The sequence below is a fragment of the Kitasatospora sp. NPDC001664 genome (assembly GCF_053596675.1).
The window spans coordinates 1-23472 of the sequence record NZ_JBSFGS010000005.1 but is presented as its reverse complement, the minus strand read 5'-3'; the positions used below and the strand labels follow the sequence as shown (position 1 = coordinate 23472).

Sequence of the window (23472 nt, the reverse complement as noted above, 5' to 3'; positions counted from 1 at the left end):
ACGGAGCGGGCGGTCCTCGTCTAAGGACCTGACGCCCCGGGAGATGCGGCATGCTCCCGATGTGGCCACCCCCCTTACCGGAGGAAGCTCTTACCCAGGACGAAGAGCCCGCAAGGGAAAACAAGGGGAGACCACGATGTTCGAGTACGAGCTCATCCAGGCCCGCTCGCAGGAGCTGCAGCGCCAGGCCCGCCACGACGCGCTGGTCCGGGAGGCCCTGGAGGCCGACCGGGAGGCCGCCCCGGCGCTGCGCCTGGGCCTGCTGAGGGCGCTGCGACAGCGCCGGGTACGGGCCCTGAGTCCGCGCCCGCAGCTCAAGCACAGCTGAGCCAGTGCAAATGCTGACAGACCGTCACAGGCCGCCGGGGCCCGGTCCGAACCGCGAGATACTCGCTCGGACCGCGTCGGCGGCCTGTGGCATGCTCGGCGCCATGGAGCAGACATCGGTGAGCCCGGTCTTCGTCGGTCGCGGCACCGAGGTCGGTGCGCTGGAGGCCGCGCTGCGCCGGGCCGACGCCGGCCAGCCCCAGGCGGTGCTGATCGGCGGCGAGGCCGGGGTCGGCAAGACCCGGCTGATCGAGGAGTTCCTGGGCACCGCCTGCCGGGGCGGCGCGGTGACCACCATGGGCGGCTGCCTGGAGGTCGGCGCCGAGGGTCTGCCGTTCGCCCCGCTGGCCACCGCGCTGCGCCGGCTGCACCGCGGGCTGGGGGCCGAACTCGAACGGGCCGCCGAGGGGATGGAGGGCCACCTCACCCGCCTGCTGCCGGAGTTCGGGGCCGACGACGCCGAGCCCAACGACGAGTTCGGCCGGGCCCGGCTCTTCGAGCACACCGCCCGGCTGTTCGAGCGGCTGTCCGACGGGCAGACCATCGTGCTGGCGGTCGAGGACCTGCACTGGTCCGACCGCTCCACCCGCGAGCTGCTCGCCTACCTGATCCGCACCCTGCACCGGGCCCGGGTGCTGATCGTCGCCACCTACCGCACCGACGACCTCCACCGCCGTCACCCGCTGCGCCCGTTCCTGGCCGAGCTGGACCGGCTGCGCACCGTGCAGCGGCTGGAGCTGGCCCGGTTCGGCCGGGCCGAGGTGGCCGCCCAGCTGGCCGGCATCCTCGGCACCGAGGCCCCCGGCCGCTCGCTGGTGGACCGCATCCACGAACGCTCCGAGGGGAACCCGTTCTTCGTCGAGGAGCTGGCCACCGCCCACCAGGAGGGCTGCCACACCGGCCTCACCGAATCGTTGCGCGACCTGCTGCTGGTCCGGGTGGAGGCGCTGCCGGACGAGACCCAGCGCGTGCTGCGGATCGCCGCCGAGGGCGGCAGCTACGTCGAGCACGGCCTGCTGGAGGCGGTGCTGGACGAGGGCGAGGAGTCGCTCACCGAGGCGCTGCGCACGGCCGTCGGCGCCAACGTGCTCCGCCCGGACACCGACGGCGAGGGGTACCGCTTCCGGCACGCGCTGGTCCGCGAGGCGGTCTCCGACGACCTGCTGCCCGGCGAGCGCTACCGGATCAACCGCCGCTACGCCACCGTGCTGGAGCAGCAGGGCGAGCTGGTCTGCGGGAACGGGCTGGACGCCCGGCTGGCCAACTACTGGTACCACGCGCACGAGCCCGCCAAGGCCCTGCCGACCGCGCTGGAGGCGGCCCGGGCGGCCCGCCGCCGCAACGCCTTCGCCGAGCAACTGCGGATGCTGGAGCGCGCACTGGAGCTCTGGGACGAGGTGCCGGAGGAGATCCGCGACACCAGCGTCCGGCCGCACGACTGGGCGGGCACCTTCCCGGCCTGCGGCTGCGACGGCGCGCACTGCGCCGGGCTGTACCTGGTCGACGTGCTGGCCGAGGCGGTCACCGCCGCCCGCCGCAGCGGGGACCGGGACCGCGGCCTGAGCCTGGCCAAGCGGGCGCTGAAGCTGGTGGACGAGGAGGCCGAGCCGGAGCGGGCCGCCTGGTTCATGATCCAGCGCGCGCAGATGTTCGGTCACCTGCGGCGCGGGGGAGCGCAGGAGGAGATCGACCGGGCCCAGCAGTTGGTGGCCGGGCTGCGGCCCTCACCGGTGCAGGCCGAGGTGCTGGCGCTGGCGGTGGGTCACGTGATGCTGCTGGACCCGTCGGCGGGGGACATGGCGATGGCCGAGCGGGCCGTCGAGCTGGCCCGGGAGGTGGACGCCCCGATGGTCGAGCTGCACGCGCTCACCACGCTCGGCACCCTGCGGGCCAACCTGGGTGACCCGGAGGCCGGGCTGGCGCTGCTGCACGAGGCGGTCGAGCGGGCCCGGCCGGCCGGTGTGGTGGACGTGCTCTGCCGGGCGCTCAACAACCTCTCCAGCATGGAGCTCAGCCTCGGCCGGGCCGAGGAGGCCGCGGCGCTGGCCCGGGAGGGCCTGGCGGTGGCGCAGGGCAACGGCCTGCTGGCCAACACCGGCGCCATCCTGGCGGGGAACCTGGTGGAGGCGCTCCTGGTGCTCGGCCGCCGCCAGGAGGCCGAGGAGCTGCTGGCCGAGTGGGACGACTCCCGGGCCGGCACCTTCCACGCCTTCCTGGACCGACTGCGCAGTGAACTCGCTCTGGACCGGGGCGACTTGGCGGCTGCCGAGGAGCACTTCCAGCGCGCCCGACAGGCCGGGAAGGTGGTCCAGCAGCCGCAGCACGACCTTCCGGTGGCCCGGCTGGCCATCCGGCTGGCGATGCGCGCCGGGCGCCCGCTCGACGCCAGGGCCGAACTGCTCGCCGTGCTCGACGGCTTGGCCGAGCGCCCGGCCGGGGACGGGCTCTCCGACGGCTGCGTCAACGGACTGCTGCCGGTGCTGGTCGAGGGGGCGGCGGCCGAGGCCGACTCGCGCGGGGTCCCGAGCGCCGACCTCGGCCGCCCGGTGGTGCTGCGGCGGATCGCCGAGGTGGCCGCCGGGCTGCGGCCCGGCACCGAGCTGCACCGGGCCTGGAGCGAGCTGCTGGCGGCCGAACTCGCCCGCGCCGAGGGCGTCGACAGCCCCGGTCAGTGGGCGGCGGCGGTCGGTTCGCTGCGCGCGCTCGGGCTGGGCTGCCCGCTCGGTCAGGCGCTCTACCGGCAGGCCGAGGCGCTGCTGGCGGAGGGCCGCCGGGAGGAGGCCGCCGGGCTGCTGCGCGAGGTGGACGAACTGGTCACCTCCGGCCGCTACCTGCGGCAGGACGCCGCCCTGCTCACCGCCCGGGCCGGTCTGGCCGCCGCCCGCCCGGCCCCGGCTCCCCGGGCCGCCGAACCGGCCGACCCCGCCGAGGAGTTCGGTCTCACCCCGCGCGAGCGCGACGTGCTGGACCGGCTCGCGCTCGGCCGGACGAACCGTCAGATCGCCGAGGAGCTCTACATCTCGCCCAAGACCGCCAGCGTGCACGTCTCGAACATCCTGGCCAAGCTCTCGGTCGGCAGCCGCGGCGAGGCCGCCGCGCTGGCGCACCGGCTCCAACTCCTCGGCCAGGGGGCCTGAGAGGCGCTCCGGGCACCCGGGCGCACGGGGGCGCGGGGCTCAGTGCGCCCCCGTGCGCTGCGGCCAACCGGGGCGATCCGTCCCGAAACGAGACACGTCGTCACCCGTCACCATTACTCTAAGTGGAGTGTGCGTGTCATTGAGTGACGGAATTGGTGTAGGGTCCGGACCGGGAACACCGGTACGGCGTGGGGGAGAGGTCGAGTGAGCTTCCGCGCGGTCCGTCTCCCCGGAGCCCTGCTGGCGGTGCTCTGCCTCGGGTACGGGGTGGGTGCCGCCCTCGGCTGGGGCTCCCCCCGACTCGCCCAGTTCATGGGGGACTTCGGCCTGGCCGGCGCCGCCCTGGCCGCCGCGCTCTCCTGCCTGCTGCACGCCTGCACCACGGCCGGCCCGGCCCGCCCGGCCTGGCTGCTGTTCGGCCTCTCCTCCTCGATGGTCGCCCTCGGGAACGGCACCTGGGGCTGGTACGAGGTGGTGCTCCGCACCGACCTGCCGCAGGACTCCCCGGCCGAGTACGCCTTCCTGCTCTTCGCCCCGCTCGCCATCACCGGCCTGCTGGTGCTGGCCCAGCGCCCGCGCACCGCCGCCGGCTGGCTCTGCCTGCTGCTGGACGGCTGGCTGGTGGCCGGCTCGCTGTTCACCCTCAGCTGGAGCCTGGCGCTCGGCCGGGTCGCGGCGGGGGAGGGGGACGACCCGCTCCGGCTGGCCCTCGGCCTCGCCTACCCCGTGCTGGACATCCTGCTGGTCAGCCTGGTGGTCGGGCTGCGCTTCCGCCGCCGGGACGGCAACCGCGCGGCGGTGCACACCGCGATGGTCGGCCTGGCCGTCACGGTGGTCTGCGACGCCCTGTTCACCTCGCCCGAGCTGCGCAGCAGTTACCACTCCGGCGGTCTGCTGGACGCCGGCTGGTTCGCCGGCAGCGTGCTGCTCGCCTGGGCCCCCTGGGCACCCCGGGCCGCCAGCGCGCCCAGCCGCCAGCACCCCTCGGTCGGCGGCGCCCCGCGCCGCCGGGTCTCCACCACCTTCAGCGCGCTCACCCCGTACGTGGCGGCCGCCGTCTGCACCGTCGGCATCCTCTACAACGCGCTCGGGGGCCACCACCTGGACCGGGTGGTGGTGGCGGCGGCCTGCACCGTCGGCCTGGCGCTGATCCTCCGTCAGGGCGTCACCCTGCTGGACAACCTCTCGCTGGCCCAGGAGCTGGCCCAGAAGGAGGCGCACTTCCGCTCGCTGGTGCAGGGCTCCAGCGACGTCATCATGATCTCCGGCGGCACCGGGGTGCTCTCCTACGTCTCCCCGGCCGCGCTCGGCGTCTACGGCCGCGACCCGGAGGACCTGGTCGGCGGGAACCTGCTCAACCTGGTCCACCCGGAGGACGTCGACCGGGTACTGGCCGAGGTCAAGCGGCTGATGAAGGGCCTGCCGGACGGCATCGGCGAGCCCTCGGCCCGGGTCGAGTGCCGGGTCCGCTCCGGCGGCGGCGAGTGGCTGCACGTCGAGTCCACCGTCAACCGGTACCGGGACGGCCTGATCCTGAACAGCCGGGACGTCACCGAACGGGTCATGCTGCAGGCGCAGTTGCAGCACAACGCGTTCCACGACCCGCTGACCGACCTGCCGAACCGGGCGCTGTTCACCGAGCGCCTGGGTGCCGCCCTGACGGGTGGCCAGGAGGGCGAGACGGTCGCGGTGCTCTTCCTCGACCTGGACGGCTTCAAGGCGGTCAACGACTCCGCCGGGCACCAGGTCGGCGACGAGCTGCTGGTGCAGGCCGCCCGCCGGCTGCAGGGCGCCGTCCGGGCCGGGGACACCGTGGCCCGGTTCGGCGGGGACGAGTTCGCCGCGCTGGTCTCCGGGCGGCTCGGCCGCGTCCAGGTGCAGGAGCTGGCCGACCGGCTGCGCTCGGCGCTCTCCGAGCCGTACTGGATCGGCGGGGCCGAGCTCGGCGTGGCCGCCAGCATCGGCATCGCCTTCGCCTCCCCGTCCCGGGACGGTCGTGACCACGGGCAGGACGGCGCGCGGGCCGACGAGCTGATGCGCGACGCGGACCTCGCGATGTACCGGGCCAAGTCCGAGGGCAAGGGTCGCGTCGTGCTCTACCACCCGGCCATGCGGGCCGAGTTGGAGCGCCGCACCGAGCTGGAGGACCGGCTGCGGCTGGCCGTCCGGGAGGGCACCTTCACCCTGCTCCACCAGCCCCTGGTGGACCTCGCCACCGGCGCCGTGACGGGCGTCGAGGCCCAGGCCAGGTGGCGCTCCGCCCAGGGCCTGCTGCTGACCCCCGCCGAGTTCCTGCGCACCGCCGAGCAGGGCGACGCGGCCACCCGCTTCGCCCGCTGGATGCTGCACGAGACGGTCACTGCGGCGGCCCGCCGGGGCGGCCCCAGGATGGTCGCCGTCCCGGTCTCGGTCCGGCTCTCGGCCGAACGGCTCTGCGCCCCCGGCATGTACGAGGCGGTGGTCGCGGTGCTGCGCGAAACCGGCCTGCCCGCCCAGCAGTTGGTGATCGAGCTGGCCCGCACCGGGCCCGACGCGCAGGCCGACGAGCTCGGCCGCCGGCTCGACGCGCTGCGCCGGCACGGCGTCTCCACCGCGGTGGCCGGCTTCGGCGCGGGCGGCGGCTCGCTCGGCGCGCTGGCCCGGCTGCCGCTCGACGCGATCAAACTGGACCGCTCGCTGGTCCAGGACGTGGCCGACTCCACCCTCACCCGCGCACTGGCCGGGCACGCGCTGCGGCTGGGCCGCGACCTCGGCCTGGTGACCTCCGCCGAGGGGGTGGACCACCCGCGCCAGGTCGCCGTCCTGCAGGAGTTGGGCTGCCGCCAGGGGCAGGGCCTGGCCTTCGCCCAGCCGCTGGACGAGCACCGGCTGCGCCGGGCGCTGCTGCGCCGGGTCTACCCGCTGCCGAGGCCGCTGGGGCCGCTCTCCGCGCGCCGCGCCTACCTGGCCGCCGACGCCCGTTCGGGTGGCCACCCGGAGGTGGCCCAGGGCCGGCCCGCGCACCACCAGAACGTCTCCGACCTGCCCGGACGCCTCCCGCTGCCCGGTCCATGGGCACGTCCGCATGATGAGACCTCCGTCCCACCTGCTTGACACTTGACCCCGCCGAGGAGGAAGGTCGGTGCCATGCGCACCCGAATTCTCGTACTTGGCGGGCGCGTCGGCTAGAGCGGGCAGCACACGCCCCGCTCGGGAGAGACCGACGCGCCACCCCTCGCATGCCCTTGGCACGAGGGGTTTTTTGTTGCACTGGAACTGTTCGAAGAGGCAATACCCCGGCCGATTCGCCCACGTACGAGCCCCTCATGCGGGCCGGGTGGACGATGGAGGCAGGACCGGCGACCGCCACCAGGTCCCTCACCTGGCGGACGGCAGAACCCGAGAAGAGACAGGCAGATGACCGAGCACGCCGCCCCCCGCCGCGGGGACACCCCGGCCGCCCACGCTCCCGCGCCCAGCGCGGCCGAGACGATGACCGGTGCGCAGTCCCTCATCCGCTCGCTCGAGGCCGTGGGCGCGGACACCGTCTTCGGCATCCCGGGTGGCGCCATCCTCCCGGCCTACGACCCGCTGATGGACTCGCAGAAGGTCCGTCACATCCTGGTCCGCCACGAGCAGGGCGCGGGCCACGCCGCCACCGGCTACGCCCAGGCCACCGGCCGGGTCGGCGTCTGCATGGCGACCTCCGGCCCGGGCGCGACCAACCTGGTCACCCCGATCGCCGACGCCTACATGGACTCCGTCCCGATGGTCGCGATCACCGGGCAGGTCGCCTCCAAGGCGATCGGCACCGACGCCTTCCAGGAGGCGGACATCTGCGGCATCACGATGCCGATCACCAAGCACAACTTCCTGGTGACCGACCCGGCCGAGATCCCCCGGGTGATCGCCGAGGCCTTCCACATCGCCGCCACCGGCCGCCCCGGCCCGGTCCTGGTCGACATCGCCAAGGACGCGCTGCAGGCCACCACCACCTTCCGCTGGCCGGTGGAGACCTCGCTGCCCGGGTACCGCCCGGTCACCAAGCCGCACGCCAAGCAGATCCGCGAGGCCGCCAAGCTGCTGGTCAACTCCAAGCGCCCGGTCCTCTACGTCGGCGGCGGCGTGCTCAAGGCCCAGGCCAGCGCAGAGCTGCGGATCCTGGCCGAGCTGACCGGCGCCCCGGTGGTCACCACCCTGATGGCGCTGGGCGTCTTCCCGGACAGCCACCCGCAGCACCTGGGCATGCCCGGCATGCACGGCTCCGTCCCGGCCGTCACCGCGCTGCAGAAGGCGGACCTGCTCTTCACCCTGGGCGCCCGCTTCGACGACCGGGTCACCGGCAAGCTGGACAGCTTCGCGCCGTTCGCCAAGGTCGTGCACGCCGACATCGACCCGGCCGAGATCGGCAAGAACCGCCCGGCCGACGTCCCGATCGTCGGTGACGCCCGCGAGGTGATCGCCGATCTGATCGTCGCCGTCCAGGCCGAGTTCGACGCCGGCCACAAGGGCGACTACACCGCCTGGTGGGAGAAGCTCAACGAGTGGAAGACCACCTTCCCGCTGGGCTACGAGGCGGCCCCCGACGGCGGGTTGTCGCCGCAGCAGGTGATCGAGCGGATCGGTCAGCTGGTCGGCCCGGACGCCATCTACGCGGCGGGCGTCGGCCAGCACCAGATGTGGGCCTCGCAGTTCATCCAGTTCGAGAAGCCGGCCACCTGGCTCAACTCGGGCGGCGCGGGCACCATGGGCTACGCCGTCCCGGCCGCGATGGGCGCCAAGGCGGGCAAGCCGGACACCGCGGTCTGGGCGATCGACGGTGACGGCTGCTTCCAGATGACCAATCAGGAACTGGTCACCTGCGCGCTGAACAACATCCCGATCAAGGTGGCCGTCATCAACAACGGCTCGCTCGGCATGGTCCGCCAGTGGCAGACCCTCTTCTACAACCAGCGCTACTCCAACACCGTGCTGCACTCCGGCCCGGAGCACGACGGCATCGCGGCGCCGGCCCAGGGCACCCGGATCCCGGACTTCGTGATGCTCTCCGAGGCGATGGGCTGCGTCGGCCTGCGCTGCGAGCGTCCCGAGGACCTGGACAAGGTGATCGAGCAGGCGATGGCGATCGACGACCGCCCGGTGGTCATCGACTTCATCGTCCACCAGGACGCCATGGTCTGGCCGATGGTGGCCGCCGGCACCAGCAACGACGAGATCCTCGCAGCCCGGGACGTGCGCCCGGACTTCGGCGACGACCTCGACTGAACTGCGCTCCCTGACCAACCGATAGAGAGTCCATGACCACCATGTCCAAGCACACCCTCTCCGTCCTGGTCGAGAACAAGCCCGGCGTGCTCGCCCGCATCGCCGCCCTGTTCTCCCGTCGGGGCTTCAACATCGACTCGCTCGCGGTCGGCCCGACCGAGCACCCGGACATCTCCCGGATGACCATCGTGGTCAACGTGGAGAGCCTCCCGCTGGAGCAGGTCACCAAGCAGCTCAACAAGCTGGTCAACGTGATAAAGATCGTCGAACTCGACCAGGCCGCCGCGGTCCAGCGCGAGCTGGTCCTGGTGAAGGTCCGGGCCGACGCCGAGTCGCGCTCGCAGATCGTCGAGATCGTCCAGCTGTTCCGCGCCAAGACGGTCGACGTCTCGCCGGACGCGGTGACCATCGAGGCCACCGGCAGCTCGGACAAGCTGGAGGCCATGCTCAAGATGCTGGAGCCGTACGGCATCAAGGAGTTGGTCCAGTCCGGTCTGGTGGCCATCGGCCGCGGCGCCCGTTCGATCACGGACCGCTCGCTCCGGGCCCTGGACCGCAGCGCCTGACGCGGGCCTGACGGCCTGTCGTCTCACACCCTGAAGCACCGCCCCACACCCCCGCCGGGTCCACGTACGGTAGGACCTGCAGGACCCGGCATCACCACCACGCAAGGAGATGTGCCCCCGTGGCCGAGCTGTTCTACGAAGACGACGCCGACCTCTCGATCATCCAGGGCCGCAAGGTCGCGATCATCGGCTACGGCAGCCAGGGCCACGCCCACGCGCTGTCGCTGCGCGACTCCGGCGTCGACGTCCGGGTCGGCCTGAAGGCGGGCTCCTCCTCGAAGGCCAAGGCGGAGGAGGAGGGCCTGCGCGTGGTCACCGCCGCCGAGGCCGCCGCCGAGGCCGACGTCATCATGATCCTGGTGCCGGACCCGATCCAGGCCGACGTCTACGAGGCGGACATCGCCCCGAACCTGAAGGCCGGCGACGCGCTGTTCTTCGGCCACGGCCTGAACATCCGCTTCGGCTTCATCAAGCCCCCGGCCGACGTCGACGTCTGCATGGTCGCCCCGAAGGGCCCGGGCCACCTGGTCCGCCGCCAGTACCAGGAGGGCCGCGGCGTCCCCGCCATCGTGGCCGTCGAGCAGGACGCCACCGGCAAGGCCTTCGACCTGGCGCTCTCCTACGCCAAGGGCATCGGCGCCACCAAGGCCGGCGTCATCAAGACCACCTTCACCGAGGAGACCGAGACCGACCTGTTCGGTGAGCAGGCCGTCCTCTGCGGTGGCACCGCCGCCCTGGTCAAGGCCGGTTTCGAGACCCTGGTCGAGGCCGGCTACCAGCCGGAGATCGCCTACTTCGAGTGCCTCCACGAGCTGAAGCTCATCGTCGACCTGATGTACGAGGGCGGCCTGGAGAAGATGCGCTGGTCCATCTCGGAGACCGCCGAGTGGGGCGACTACGTCACCGGCCCGCGCATCATCACCGCCGACACCAAGGCCGAGATGAAGAAGGTCCTCGCGGAGATCCAGGACGGCACCTTCGCCAACACCTGGATCGCCGAGTACAAGGCGGGCCTGCCGAAGTACAACGAGTACAAGAACGCCGACTCCGAGCACCTGCTGGAGACCACCGGCAAGAAGCTCCGCAAGCTGATGAGCTGGGTCGACGAGAACGCGTAACCCGCTTGTACACAACGGCTGTTCCCGTCCGGGTGATTTCGCCGGACGGGAGCAGCCGCGGCGCATCACCGTCGATACACTTCCGAGTGCGCGTCAGGCCCACAGCGTCGTGCGTCTACCTACGCGGCATGCCACCTTCCCCCGCCCTGCCACGCCACCTTCGTGAGGGCCTTCGGGAACCGGACAGTTAAGGACACTGTCGTGAGCAAATCCGTCGTTCTGATCGCCGAAGAGCTGTCCCCCGCCACCGTCGACGCACTGGGCCCGGACTTCGAGATCCGCCACTGCAACGGCGCGGACCGCACCGAGCTGCTGACCGCCATCGCGGACGTGGACGCCATCCTGATCCGCTCCGCCACCAAGGTGGACGCCGAGGCGCTGGCCGCCGCCAAGAAGCTCAAGGTGGTCGCCCGCGCGGGCGTCGGCCTGGACAACGTGGACGTCTCCGCCGCCACCAAGGCCGGCGTGATGGTCGTGAACGCCCCGACCTCCAACATCGTCACCGCCGCCGAGCTCGCCTGCGGTCTGCTGATCTCGGTCGCCCGCAACATCGCGCCCGCCAACGCCGCGCTCAAGCAGGGCGAGTGGAAGCGCAACAAGTACACCGGCGTCGAGCTGAGCGAGAAGACCCTCGGCGTGGTCGGCCTCGGCCGGATCGGCGTGCTGGTCGCCCAGCGGATGTCCGCCTTCGGCATGAAGATCGTCGCCTACGACCCCTACATCCAGGCCGCCCGCGCGGCCCAGATGGGCGTCAAGCTGCTCTCGCTCGAGGAGCTGCTGGAGGTCTCCGACTTCATCACCGTGCACCTCCCCAAGACCCCCGAGACGATCGGCCTGATCGGCGACGAGGCGCTGCACAAGGTCAAGCCGAGCGTGCGCATCGTCAACGCCGCCCGCGGCGGGATCGTGGACGAGGCCGCCCTGGCCTCCGCGCTGCGCGACGGCCGGGTGGCCGGCGCCGGCCTGGACGTCTACGCCAAGGAGCCGTGCACCGACTCCCCGCTGTTCGCCTTCGACAACGTGGTGGCCACCCCGCACCTGGGCGCCTCCACCGACGAGGCGCAGGAGAAGGCCGGCATCGCCGTCGCCAAGTCGGTCCGCCTGGCCCTCGCGGGCGAGCTGGTGCCGGACGCCGTCAACGTCCAGGGCGGCGTGATCGCCGAGGACGTCCGCCCGGGCCTGCCGCTGGCCGAGAAGCTCGGCCGGATCTTCACCGCGCTGGCCGGCGAGGTGGCCGTCCGCCTCGACGTCGAGGTCCGCGGCGAGATCACCCAGCACGACGTCAAGGTGCTCGAACTCTCCGCCCTGAAGGGCGTGTTCGAGGACGTGGTGGCGGAGACGGTGTCCTACGTCAACGCCCCGCTGTTCGCCCAGGAGCGTGGCGTCGAGGTCCGCCTCACCACCTCCAGCGAGTCCCCCGAGCACCGCAACGTGATCACCGTGCGCGGCACCCTCTCGGACGGCTCGGAGATCGCCATCTCCGGCACCCTCTCCGGTCCGAAGCAGACCCAGAAGATCGTCGGCGTGGACGCCTTCGACGTGGACGTGGCGCTCACCGACCACATGGCCTTCTTCAAGTACGAGGACCGCCCCGGCGTGGTCGGCACCCTCGGCCGCATCCTCGGCGACGCCGGCATCAACATCGCGGGCATGCAGGTCGCCCGCGACGGCTCCGAGGCGCTCGCCTCGATCACCGTGGACAGCGAGGTCTCGCAGGAGGTCCTGACCGAGATCTCCAAGGCGATCGGCGCCCAGTTCTCCCGCGCCGTGAACCTCGGCTGACAGCGCGTCAGAGGGCCCGGTCCGCCTCGGCGGACCGGGCCCTCTTGCGTCTCCCGGGTGAGTCCCGTCTCAGATACTAGGAAATCCAACTATCCGTGCAGACAGGACCCGCCCGGCGTCGTACCGTGAAGGAGTCATACGGTGTGCCACCCCTCCAACGAGGGCGCGTGGCCCGTGTGCCCGTACGCACCATGGCAGGCGACCCCTGGCCGGCGTACCCGAAATCCCTCACCCCACGCGCACGTCCCAAGGAGTTCGGTATGCCCGCCACCGCAGACCGCCACGCCCCCGCCGCCGAGACCGCCGCCCCCCGCCGCCGTCGCCGCGCCCAGTCCGACCCCCGTGCCAACGCCGCCCTGCAGCGCTCGCTGGACCGCCGCGACAACGGCGGCTCGACCGGGCACTGAGCCGGTTGGTGCGCCGGGTCGCGCCGCAGGTCACGGGCGCTGCGCCGAACGCCTGACGATCCGTCACCCACAGGAGTGCAACAGCGACTCCAAGGGGGGACGGTGCTCGCCGGACCCGGCGCGATGATCCTAATTTGGTGCCTCCGGAAGGGTGATCGAGCTCCGCACGGCGCGGGCCTACCGCAACCCCTGCCGGGGGAGACAGGCCCTTGCGCACCAGCACCCTCGTCCGGCTCGGCACCCTGCTGCTGACCGGCTCGCTCGCCCTCGCCGCCGTACCGCTCTCCGGTGCGGCGGCCGAGCGCGCTTCGACCGACCCCGACCCGGCGGGCCGCCGCAGCGTCCTGCTGGAACTCGACACCGAGACCGCCGCCACCGCCTGGCAGCAGGCCACCGAGCAGGCCAGGCGGCAGCTCCGCAGCCCCGAGGCGGTCCGCCGGGCCGGGGCCGAGGCCGGCGCCGAACGGCGCCGGGCCACCGACCGGGCGGCCGGCCAACTCGCCGCCGCCCTAAGGCGTTCGGTCCCCGCCGCCCACGAGCTCTACCGCACCCACACCCTGCTCTCCGGGGTCGCGGTGAACGTGCCCGCCGCCGCGGTGCCCGGGCTCGCCCGGCTGCCCGGGGTACGGGCGGTGCACCCGATCGCGCTCAAGGAGCGGGTCAACTCGTACTCGGTGCCGCTGACCGGCGCCCCCGCGGTCTGGTCCGGAGCCGGGGCCACCGGCTCCACCGGACGGGGCGTCAGCATCGGCATCATCGACTCCGGCCTGGACTACACCCACGCCGACTTCGGCGGCCCCGGCACCGAGGAGGCCTTCAAGGCCGTCGACGGCGCCAAGCCCGCGCCGGCCGGCCTGTTCCCGACCGAGAAGGTCTTCGGCGGCAAGGACCTGGTCGGCGACGCCTACGACCCCTCCTCGGACGAGGGCAGCCACCCGGTGCCCGACGACAACCCGCTGGACTGCGCGCTCAACGGCCACGGCACCCACGTGGCCGGCACCGCCGCCGGCCTCGGCGTCACCTCCTCCGGCGCCACCTACCGCGGCCCGTACCGTCCCGGGCTGGACCCGGCCGGCTTCAAGGTCGGCCCCGGCGCGGCCCCCGAGGCCCGGCTCTACCCGATCCGGGTCTTCGGCTGCTCCGGCTCCACCGACCAGCTCACCGAGGCGCTCGACCTGGCCGCCGACCCGGACCAGGACGGCGACCTGACGGACCGTCTGGACGTGGTCAACCTCTCGCTCGGAAGCCCCTTCGGCGGCCCCGACGACGCCGACGCCCTCACCGCCGACCGGCTCGCCGCACTCGGCACCGTGGTGGTCGCGGCGGCCGGCAACGAGGGTGACGTCCACGCCATCGGCGGCAGCCCCGGCACCGCCCCCCGGGTGCTCACCGTGGCCGCCTCGGTCGACCCGCACGGCGACGCCGACGGCCTGCGGGTGCTGGCCCCCGAGGCCCTGGCCGGACTCGTCCCCGCGCACTGGAGCGCCAAGTACCAGCACTGGGACGACCGCGAGGTGCAGGGCCTGCTCGCCCTGCCCGCCGACCAGTCGGACGGCTGCGAGCCCTTCTCCGCCGCCGACGCCGCCCGGCTCAAGGACCGGATCGCGGTCCTCGCCTGGAGCACCCGCGAGCCCGACCGGGCCTGCGGATCGGCGCCCCGGGCCAACAACGCCGCCGACGCCGGAGCCGTCGGCACCCTGTTCGCCGCCGACGGCGACCACCTCGGCGAGATCGCCGGGAACGACCGGATCCCGGCCGCCATCCTGGCCAGGGCCGACGGCGAGCGCCTGCGCAAGGCCGCCCAGGCCGGCCCCGTCACGGTCCAACTGGCCACCCCCGGCAACCCCCTGCACGGGGCGGTGGCGCAGGACCAGCCGCAGCGCACCGACACCCTGACCTCGTTCACCTCCCGCGGCATCGGCCTGCCCGGCCTGGTCAAGCCCGACCTCGCCGCCCCCGGCGAGACCATCTGGTCCGCCAAGGTCGGCTCCGGCTCCGGCGGCATGCGCGAGGACGGCACCTCGATGGCCTCCCCGCACGTGGCCGGCCTGGCCGCCCTGGTCCGCGGCGCGCACCCCGGCTGGACGGCGGCCCAGGTCAAGGCCGCGCTGATGAACACCGCGGGGGACACCTGGCTGAACGACGGTCAGCGCGGCCCGGTGTACGGCCCCGAGCGCACCGGCGCCGGACGGGCCCGGGTGGACCGGGCCGTCGCCACCCCCGTGGTCGCCTACGCGGCCGGGGAGGCGGTGGACGGAGTGGTCGGCCTCTCCTTCGGCCCCGTCCCGGTCACCGGCCCCACCGAGCTCACCCGCGAGGTGGAGCTGCGCAGCTTCGCCGATCGCCCGCTGGAGTACCGCACCGGCTACGCCGCGGCCACCGAAGTGCCCGGCGCCGCCTTCGAACTGACCCCGGGCCGGGTGACCGTCCCGGCCGGAGGCACCGCCCGGGTCAAGGTCACCCTCCGGGTGCCCGGGCAGCTGGACCGCGCACCGGACCCGACCCTGGACCTGGTGCAGGGCGGCAAGGCCCGCAGCTACCGCGGCGAGCTCTCCGGCCGCCTGCTGCTCACCCCCGCCGACACCACGGCCGGCGAACTGCGGGTGCCGCTGTTCGCCGCGCCGCGCGCCGCCTCCGACCTGACGGCCGGTCAGCAGGCCCGGCTCGGCCGGAGCAGCTCGCTGCTCACCCTCACCGGCACCGCCGCACCCTCCGCGGCGGGCGGCCTGCTCTCCGCCTTCGCCCTCGGCGGTGAGGCCCCGCGCTGGCCGGACTGCCCGCCGGGCACCGCCGCCGAGCAGGACAAGACACCGGACCTCTGCGTCACCCGCCCCGGCGACCGGGCGGCCAACCTCCGGGCCGCCGGGGCCGCCAGCGACGCCCCCGCGGTCGGCGGTGAACCCCTGGAGAACGGCACCCTCTACCTGGCCGCCTCGCTCTGGGCCCCGGCGCCCACCCCCGTCGGCCAGTTCGCCGTCCGGGCCTCGCTGGACACCGACGGGGACCAGAAGGCCGACGTGGTGGTGGCCGCCGACCGGCTCAAGGGCAGCGACGTCCTGGTCGCCCGGACGCTGGACGCCAAGACCGGCGAGGAGCTGGACGTCCAGCCGCTGAACGCCCGGTGGGGCGACACCGACACCGACCTGCTCGACAGCGACACCCTGGTCCTCCCGGTCCGGCTGAACAAGCTGCCCGGCCTGCGGCAGTCCACCTCCCGGATCCGCTACGCCCTCTGGACCGGCTTCGCCGTTCCCGGCCTGCCGGACGCCAAGGAGGCGCTCTCCTCGGTCGGCCTGAAGGACGGGAAGCCCACCCTGGTGCTCGACGTCCTCAACCCGGCGCTGGACATCCGCAACGGAGCAGCCGGCCCGGCCGCCATCGCCACCCCCGAACAGCCCGGCACCGCCCTGGAGATCCGCCGCCGCAACCCCGCCGCGGACCGGCTCCTCCTGGTCCACCACCTCAACCCGGACGGCCGCCGCAGCGAGGTGGTCCGCCTCCGCTAGGGCCCTCCGGGCGGGCGGTAAGTGGTTACACCGGGGGCGCGAGGAACTGCGCGCATCGGAAGACAGCGGCCCGTGTGCCGGGTACGGACAGCCACTTGCACGTGAGCCTCCGTACCCGGCACACGGGTCTCGTCCTTCCGCAGCGCGCCCACGCGGCGGAGCCGCACATCAGCAGAGCCTCGCGCCCCTAACCGCCCTCCGGGCGGTTGCGGTGCGGGCGCCGGCGGGCCAGGGAGAGCAGGACGACCGCGGCCAGGACGGCCAAGGCCGCCGCGCTGACGGCCAGGCCGTCGGTGAGGCCCGGTGGGCGGTAGGAGCACGCGACGTCGGTGGCGGCGTCGCCGAGGGGTACGGCGATCAGGCCGAGGAGGGAGCCGGGGGCGCGTTCGGGCCCGCCGTTCACCCGGCAGGTCCAGCCCTCCACCGCCGGGGCGGCGACGACCGCGGTGCCGGCGGCCCCGACCGGCAGCTCGGCCGTCAGCGTGTGCCCGCCGGCCGTCACCCGCTCCGCCGGGGTCAGCCCCGCCACCGCCCGTTCCAGTGCCCCCGGCGCCAGACAGCCGAGCGGCAGCGCCGGCACCTGGCTCACCGCCCCGGCCCGCAGCCACACCCGGATCCGCCCGTCACCCGGCACGGCCCCGAGCAGGTGCACCGGCTCCGAGACCACCGGCTGCTGCCCCGCGCTGACGTAGGAACTCCCGAGCGCCTCCACCGTCCCGGCGAACCAGGGCCCGTAGAAGTACGCCGCCGATCCGGGGGAGCAGCTCGCCTCGAAGCCCACCCCGCCCGCCGGCACCGACCACCCGCTGCTGCCGTGCGAGGTCGGTGCTGCGGGGCCGCCCTGAACCGGCGTCACCTGTGGCACCTCGTACAGCCCCCGCGCGTCGAGCACCGAGGCCTGCCGCGCCCACACCGAGGAGCCGTCCACCACCGGCACCCCGGCCCGCACCGTGACCAGCGGCGCCGCGGCCGTGGCCCGCTCCACCACGAACCCGCCGGCGCCGTCCGCCAGGAAGGTCCGCACGCCGAACACCGCCCGCCCCACCGGATCCGCCGGGCTGAGGGTCTGCCGCCCGCCGGCGGACCAGCCGGCCCCCAGGTCGTGCAGCAGCTCCGCCGTCACCCGCGGCAGCCGCCCGGAGCGGTAGCCGCCGCCCTGGCCGTCCAGCAGCATCGGGTCGTTGTCGGTGAAGACGTGCGGCCCGGGATCGGCCCGCCCGTCCGGCCAGTCGGCGCCCGCCCGCAGGGCCCGGTACGCCTCGCGCACCTGTCCCGCGTCGAGCTGTGACCCACCCGCCGGCGCACCCGCGTAGGCCGCGTACGCGGCCCCGGCGAGCACCGCCGCCGTGAGCCCGGCCGCCACCGGCCGTTCGGCCCGGCCCCGACCGAGCAGCCACACGCCGCCGGCCACCACCGCCCCGCCCACCGCGACCAGCAGCCAGGCGGCCCCGGTCAGCCCGCCGCCCCAGATCTGAGCGACCGTCACCACCACCGCGACCAGCGCCGCCCCGCCCGCCAGCGCGGCCGGGCCGGGCGGCCGGGAGAGCGAGACCCAGGCCGCCGTCACCAGCAGTCCGCTGAGCACGAAGGCCGCCAGGTACGGGGTGCCGGTGCCGGTGGTCAGCCCGGGGTCGTGCCAGAGCAGCACCTCCGGGCGCCAGACCAGCCCGACCCCGGTCAGGACCACCAGCACCGGCCAGCCGATCCGCTCCCGCACCGTGACCCGCCGGTTGAACGGCAGGGTGGCCACCAGGAGCAGCCCGAGCATCCCCACCGAGACGTCCGGCAGCGGCAGCCCCGGCCGTCCGCCGGGCAGCAGTTGGCCCAGGTACTCGGCGACTCCGGGCGCGCCCTGGTACCCGGTGAGCGGCCCCGGCTGGGCGGTCCGGGCGGCCTTCAGGCCCACCGTCACCACGGGGGCGGCCAGCAGCGCCCCGAGCAGTCCGGCCGAGCCGGCCCGCCAGAGCGCGCCGAGCCGGGCCCGGGCCGGACGGTCCGTCAGCACCAGCCGGAGCACCAGCACCAGCCCGGCGCCCGCCATGGCGGCCACCCCGGTCACCAGGTTCCCGGCCAGGGCGGCGGCCACCGCCAGGATGCCGACCAGCCGGTGCCGGCCGCGCAGGCACCAGTCCCCGGCCAGGCAGAGCAGCGGCAGCGAGACGGTGCCCCAGAGCCAGGCCGGCGTGGTCACCCCGTCCTGCACCACCCAGGCGCAGAGCCCGTACCCGGCGCCGAGCAGCGCCCGCTGCCAGCCGGGCCCGGGGTGCAGCCGGCCGAGCAGACGGGTCATCAGGGCGGCGGCCAGGCCCAGGCTGAGCAGCGGCACCAGGAAGGCGGCGAGCGCGATCGAGCCCCGGGGGAGCACGGCGGCGGCGGGCCAGGAGAACGGGTTGGCAAGGTAGGCGGCGAGGTCGGGCAGGAACGGGGCGCCGTAGCCGCTGCCCCAGTTGAACAGCAGGTCCCCAGTGGTGCCGCCGTGCAGCAGGTCCCGCAGGTGCGCGTGGTACGGCACCGACTCCGCCCCGGCCACCGCCACTGGGCCGAACGGGTACTCCTGCCGCGCGGCCACGGCGGCGGTGTAGGCCGCCGTCGTCAGCCCCGCGGACCCCAGCTCCGCACGGCGCCCGTGCGCCGATGTCCAGCCGCTCACCGACCAGGTACCCCTGACGTTCCGTCACCATTTGTCCGGATCCGAGCATAGGGTGGCGGAGGCCGGCTCCGGCCCGCCAAGCGCCGTCCGAATGGTGGACATCGGATGTCACCGCTTGGGACGCGGAGTACTGTCGGCCGCATGTCTCGCAGCCTTCGTCTCGCAGTGATCCCCGGTGACGGCATCGGCCAGGAAGTCGTGGCCGAGGGCCTCAAGGTGCTCGCCGCCGCCCTCCCCGCCGACGTCAAGGTGGAGACCACCGAGTACGACCTCGGTGCCCGTCTCTACCACCGCACCGGCGAGACCCTCCCGGACGCCGTGCTGGAGGAGCTCAAGGGCGCCGACGCGATCCTGCTCGGCGCGATCGGTGACCCGAGCGTCCCGTCCGGCGTGCTGGAGCGCGGTCTGCTGCTGAAGCTCCGCTTCGCCTTCGACCACCACATCAACCTCCGCCCGGGCAAGCTCTTCCCGGGTGTCCAGGGCCCGCTGGCCGGCGCCCCGGAGATCGACTTCGTGGTGGTCCGCGAGGGCACCGAGGGCCCGTACGTCGGCAACGGCGGCACCCTGCGCACCGGCACCGAGCACGAGGTGGCCACCGAGGTCAGCCTGAACACCGCGTTCGGCATCGAGCGCGTGGTCCGCGACGCCTACAAGCGCGCCGCCGCCCGCCCGCGCAAGAAGCTCACCCTGGTGCACAAGAACAACGTGCTGGTGCACGCCGGCCACCTCTGGTCGCGGATCTTCGCCGAGGTCGGCCAGGAGTTCCCCGAGGTCACCACCGACTACCTGCACGTGGACGCGGCGACGATCTTCTTCGTCACCCAGCCCGAGCGCTTCGACGTGATCGTCACCGACAACCTGTTCGGCGACATCCTCACCGACCTGGCCGCGGCCGTCACCGGCGGCATCGGCCTGGCCGCCTCGGGCAACATCAACCCGACCGGCGCCTTCCCGTCGATGTTCGAGCCGGTGCACGGCTCCGCCCCGGACATCGCCGGCCAGGGCAAGGCCGACCCGACCGCCACCGTGCTCTCGGTCGCCATGCTGCTGGACCACCTCGGCTTCGCCGAGGAGGCCGCCAAGGTCGAGGCCGCCGTCGCCGCCGACCTGACCGAGCGCTCCGGCGCCCGGTCCACCTCCGAGGTCGGCGACGCGCTCGCCGCCCGAGTATCCGGCTGACGGGCCGGTAGCAGCACGACTGCACCTCCGGCCCGCGGGCCGGAACCAGACGAACCACAGCCCGACCGGCTGTTCGGCACGGCCCTCTGGATGCGAGTATCGACAGTGGGCCGTGCCTTCGTGCGTTCATTCACAGGGGGGCACCGGCCCGGACCAACCCCACGGTGAAGGACAGACAGTCATGAGTACGCCCACCCAGGCGCCCATCACGTTCGACCTCAAGCCCTCCGCGCACCCGCTCTCCGACGGTGAGCGCGCGGCCCGGCTGACCAACCCCGGTTTCGGACGGGTCTTCACCGACCACATGGTCACCATCCGGTGGACCGAGGGCCGGGGTTGGCACGACGCCCAGCTGACGCCGTACGCGCCGCTGGAGATCGACCCGGCCAACATGACCCTGCACTACGGCCAGGCGATCTTCGAGGGCATGAAGGCCTACCGCCAGCCCGACGGCTCGGTGGCCTCCTTCCGCCCGACCGCCAACGCCGAGCGCTTCGCCGCCTCCGCCCGCCGCCTGGCCATGCCCGAGCTCCCGGTCGAGGCCTTCGTCGAGGCCGTCGACCTGCTGGTCCGCGCGGACGAGGCCTGGGTCCCCCAGGAGGCCGAGCAGAGCCTCTACCTGCGGCCCTTCATGTTCGCGACCGAGGTCGGCCTCGGCGTCCGCCCGGCCAACGAGTACCTCTTCATGGTCATCGCCTCCCCGGCCGGCGCCTACTTCCCCGGTGGCGTGAAGCCGGTCTCCGTCTGGCTCTCCGAGGAGTACGTCCGGGCCGCGCCCGGCGGCACCGGCGCCGCGAAGTGCGCGGGCAACTACGCCGCCTCGCTGGTCGCCCAGGCCCAGGCCGCCGAGAAGGGCTGCGACCAGGTCGTCTGGCTCGACGCCGCCGAGCACCGGTGGATCGAGGAGATGGGCGGCATGAACCTGTACTTCGTCTTCGGCGAGGGCAAGGACGCGAAGATCGTCACCCCCGAGCTCTCCGGCGCCCTCCTCCCCGGCATCACCCGCGCCTCCCTGCTCACCCTCGCCTCCGACCTCGGCTACGCCGTCGAGGAGCGGAAGATCTCCACCGACGAGTGGCGCGAGGCCAACGCCGACGGCACCCTCACCGAGGTCTTCGCCTGCGGCACCGCCGCCGTCATCACCCCCGTCGGCTCGGTCAAGTCCGCCCGCGCCGACTGGACCGTCGGCAAGGGCGAGCCCGGCCCGGTCACCATGGAGCTCCGCAAGACCCTGCTCGCCCTCCAGGGCGGCCAGCTTCCCGACACCCACGGCTGGCTCCACAAGATCCTCTGACCCACCCTCAGGGCGCCCCTCCCCGGGGCGCCCTGACCCGGTGACCTCGCGCGAGCCCGGACGGGACCGCGAAGCCGAGCGCCGGGGATGCGGGGCGGCCCGGATCCCGCTCGACCGAGCGGCTGACCTGACACGTCCCGGATGGCGAGACGCGGGGGCCGGATCGCGGATGGTGTGCCAGACTGCGAGCGTGTCCTCGCTTTCGCTGATTATTAGCAGCAGGCGCGCCGGTCCGCAGTGACCGCTCCCGTACCACCGATACGCGGAGCGACCACCAGCGTCCAGACCCGCGCGCAGACCTCTCGCATCCGCGAGGGGTCTTTTCGTTTTCCCGGACCGGCCACCGGCCCCTCACGAGGGGGCTCGGGGACACCGGGAGGCGCGCGGGATGCTGGACAGTGGAGCCGGATTCGTATCCCGGCAACCAACCGAGAAGTACCTCCCCGAAACGGAGAACCGACGGCCATGACCGAGGCCAGCAGCCGACCCCACGACAGCTTCCACGTCTTCGACACCACGCTGCGCGACGGCGCCCAGCGCGAGGGCATCAACCTCAGCGTCGCCGACAAGCTGACCATCGCCCGGCACCTGGACGAGTTCGGCGTCGGCTTCATCGAGGGCGGCTGGCCCGGGGCAAACCCGCGGGACACCGAGTTCTTCGCCCGCGCCGCCACCGAGCTCGACCTCCAGCACGCCCAGCTGGTCGCCTTCGGCGCCACCCGCCGGGCGGGCGGCCGGGCCGCCGACGACCCGCAGCTGGCCGCGCTGGTCAACAGCGGCGCCCCGGTGGTCACCCTGGTGGCCAAGTCGCACGACCGGCACGTCGAGCTGGCCCTGCGCACCACCCTGGACGAGAACCTGGAGATGGTCCGGGACAGCGTCGAGCACCTCAAGGCCCAGGGCCGCCGGGTGTTCATCGACTGCGAGCACTTCTTCGACGGGTACAAGGCCAACCGGGACTACGCGCTCGCCGTGGTCCGCACCGCCCACGCGGCCGGCGCCGACGTGGTCGTGCTCTGCGACACCAACGGCGGCATGCTGCCCGGCGGCGTCCGGGAGATCGTCGCCGACGTGATCGCCGAGACCGGCGCCCGGCTCGGCATCCACGCCCAGGACGACACCGGCTGCGCGGTGGCCAACACGCTGGCCGCCGTGGACGCGGGCGCCACCCACGTGCAGTGCACCGCCAACGGCTACGGCGAGCGGGTCGGCAACGCCAACCTCTTCCCGGTGGTCGGCGCGCTGGAGCTGAAGTACGACCGCCGGGTGCTGCCCGCCGGGAAGCTGCCCGAGATGACCCGGATCTCGCACGCGATCGCCGAGGTGGTCAACCTCGCGCCCTCCACCCACCAGCCGTACGTGGGCTTCTCGGCCTTCGCGCACAAGGCCGGCCTGCACGCCTCCGCGATCAAGGTGGACCCGGACCTCTACCAGCACATCGACCCCGAGCTGGTCGGCAACACCATGCGGATGCTGGTCTCCGACATGGCCGGCCGGGCCTCGATCGAGCTCAAGGGCAAGGAGCTCGGCTACGACCTCTCCGCCGACCGCGACCTGGTCGGCCGGGTGGTGGCCAAGGTGAAGGAGCAGGAGAACCTCGGCTTCACCTACGAGGCCGCCGACGCCTCCTTCGAGCTGCTGCTCCGCGACGAGGTGCGCGGCAGCAAGGCGCGGTTCTTCAGCCTGGAGTCCTGGCGGACCATCAGCGAGCAGCTGGCGGACGGCAGTCCGGGCAACGAGGCCACCGTGAAGCTCTGGGCCCAGGGCGAGCGGCGGATCGCCACCGGCGAGGGGAACGGCCCGGTGCACGCGCTGGACCAGGCGCTGCGCACGGCGCTGGAGCACATCTACCCGCCGCTGGCCAAGATGGAGCTGGTGGACTACAAGGTCCGCATCATGGAGGGCGCGCACGGCACCAGCTCGCGCACCCGGGTGCTGATCGAGTCCACCGACGGGGTGGCCACCTGGTCCACCGTGGGCGTGGCGGACAACGTGATCGGCGCCTCCTGGCTGGCCCTGGAGGACGCCTACACCTACGGCCTGATCCGGGCCGGTCTCGATCCGGAGAGCTGACCGGACGTCAGCCGGACGTCAGGGAGTCGGAAAGGGCCCGCCACGGGGGTGGTGGGCCCTTTTCCGTTCTGGTACTCGCCCGCTCGGGCGGAGCCATCAGCGGAGTCGGGCGAGGAGGGCGTGTTCGACGAGGGTGATGAGGGCGCTCTTGGCGCTGTCCCGGCGGCGTGCGTCGAGGGTGATGATGGG

Annotated in this window: 13 protein-coding genes and 1 pseudogene; 12 read left to right on the top strand and 2 right to left on the bottom strand. The window is 73.6% G+C overall.

The window, feature by feature from the left end; all coding sequences use genetic code 11:
• The first annotated feature begins 136 nt into the window (after window positions 1-136).
• The 9 genes from ACWCYY_RS08965 (at window position 137) to ACWCYY_RS08925 (ending at window position 16087) form a co-directional block, all read left to right on the top strand.
• On the top strand, window positions 137-328 hold the full coding sequence (locus ACWCYY_RS08965) for a hypothetical protein (RefSeq protein ID WP_345290221.1): 192 nt from the start codon (window positions 137-139) through the stop codon (window positions 326-328).
• 103 nt (window positions 329-431) lie between these two features.
• Complete coding sequence (locus ACWCYY_RS08960; RefSeq protein ID WP_449795553.1) at window positions 432-3464, top strand: helix-turn-helix transcriptional regulator; 3033 nt, start codon at window positions 432-434, stop codon at window positions 3462-3464.
• 204 nt (window positions 3465-3668) lie between these two features.
• Window positions 3669-6557 carry a putative bifunctional diguanylate cyclase/phosphodiesterase gene (locus ACWCYY_RS08955; RefSeq protein ID WP_345290224.1) on the top strand — a complete coding sequence of 963 codons (2889 nt, stop codon included), beginning with the start codon at window positions 3669-3671 and terminating at the stop codon, window positions 6555-6557.
• 303 nt (window positions 6558-6860) lie between these two features.
• Window positions 6861-8708, top strand: a complete 1848-nt coding sequence (locus ACWCYY_RS08950; protein ID WP_449795552.1) for an acetolactate synthase large subunit — start codon at window positions 6861-6863, stop codon at window positions 8706-8708.
• Between the two features lie 41 nt (window positions 8709-8749).
• Window positions 8750-9274, top strand: coding sequence for an acetolactate synthase small subunit (ilvN, locus tag ACWCYY_RS08945; RefSeq protein ID WP_345290226.1), 525 nt, complete (start codon window positions 8750-8752; stop codon window positions 9272-9274).
• Between the two features lie 119 nt (window positions 9275-9393).
• Entirely contained in the window at window positions 9394-10392 is a 999-nt protein-coding gene (gene ilvC, locus ACWCYY_RS08940; protein WP_345290227.1) for a ketol-acid reductoisomerase, read from the top strand.
• A 201-nt stretch (window positions 10393-10593) separates the two neighbouring features.
• Window positions 10594-12174 (top strand): phosphoglycerate dehydrogenase, encoded by a 1581-nt coding sequence (gene serA / locus ACWCYY_RS08935; protein WP_345290228.1) that lies wholly within the window; start codon window positions 10594-10596, stop codon window positions 12172-12174.
• Between the two features lie 260 nt (window positions 12175-12434).
• Entirely contained in the window at window positions 12435-12581 is a 147-nt protein-coding gene (locus ACWCYY_RS08930; protein WP_345290229.1) for a hypothetical protein, read from the top strand.
• A 209-nt stretch (window positions 12582-12790) separates the two neighbouring features.
• The gene (locus ACWCYY_RS08925; RefSeq protein WP_449795551.1) at window positions 12791-16087 is read left to right on the top strand and encodes a S8 family serine peptidase; all 3297 of its coding nucleotides are present in this window, start codon (window positions 12791-12793) and stop codon (window positions 16085-16087) included.
• A 187-nt stretch (window positions 16088-16274) separates the two neighbouring features.
• Here ACWCYY_RS08925 and ACWCYY_RS08920 read toward each other — a convergent pair whose 3' ends face one another.
• Window positions 16275-18737, bottom strand: coding sequence for a YfhO family protein (locus ACWCYY_RS08920; protein ID WP_449795550.1), 2463 nt, complete (start codon window positions 18735-18737; stop codon window positions 16275-16277).
• A gap of 141 nt (window positions 18738-18878) precedes the next feature.
• Between ACWCYY_RS08920 and ACWCYY_RS08915 the strand changes: the two genes are divergently transcribed.
• The 3 genes from ACWCYY_RS08915 (at window position 18879) to cimA (ending at window position 23283) form a co-directional block, all read left to right on the top strand.
• Window positions 18879-19916 carry a 3-isopropylmalate dehydrogenase gene (locus tag ACWCYY_RS08915; RefSeq protein WP_345290234.1) on the top strand — a complete coding sequence of 346 codons (1038 nt, stop codon included), beginning with the start codon at window positions 18879-18881 and terminating at the stop codon, window positions 19914-19916.
• Window positions 19917-20097: 181 nt separating this feature from the next.
• Entirely contained in the window at window positions 20098-21210 is a 1113-nt protein-coding gene (locus ACWCYY_RS08910; RefSeq protein ID WP_449795549.1) for a branched-chain amino acid aminotransferase, read from the top strand.
• A 465-nt stretch (window positions 21211-21675) separates the two neighbouring features.
• Entirely contained in the window at window positions 21676-23283 is a 1608-nt protein-coding gene (cimA, locus tag ACWCYY_RS08905) for a citramalate synthase (RefSeq protein WP_345290235.1), read from the top strand.
• Window positions 23284-23379: 96 nt separating this feature from the next.
• Here cimA and ACWCYY_RS08900 read toward each other — a convergent pair.
• Window positions 23380-23472, bottom strand: a pseudogene (locus tag ACWCYY_RS08900) (ATP-binding protein); the annotation flags it as partial.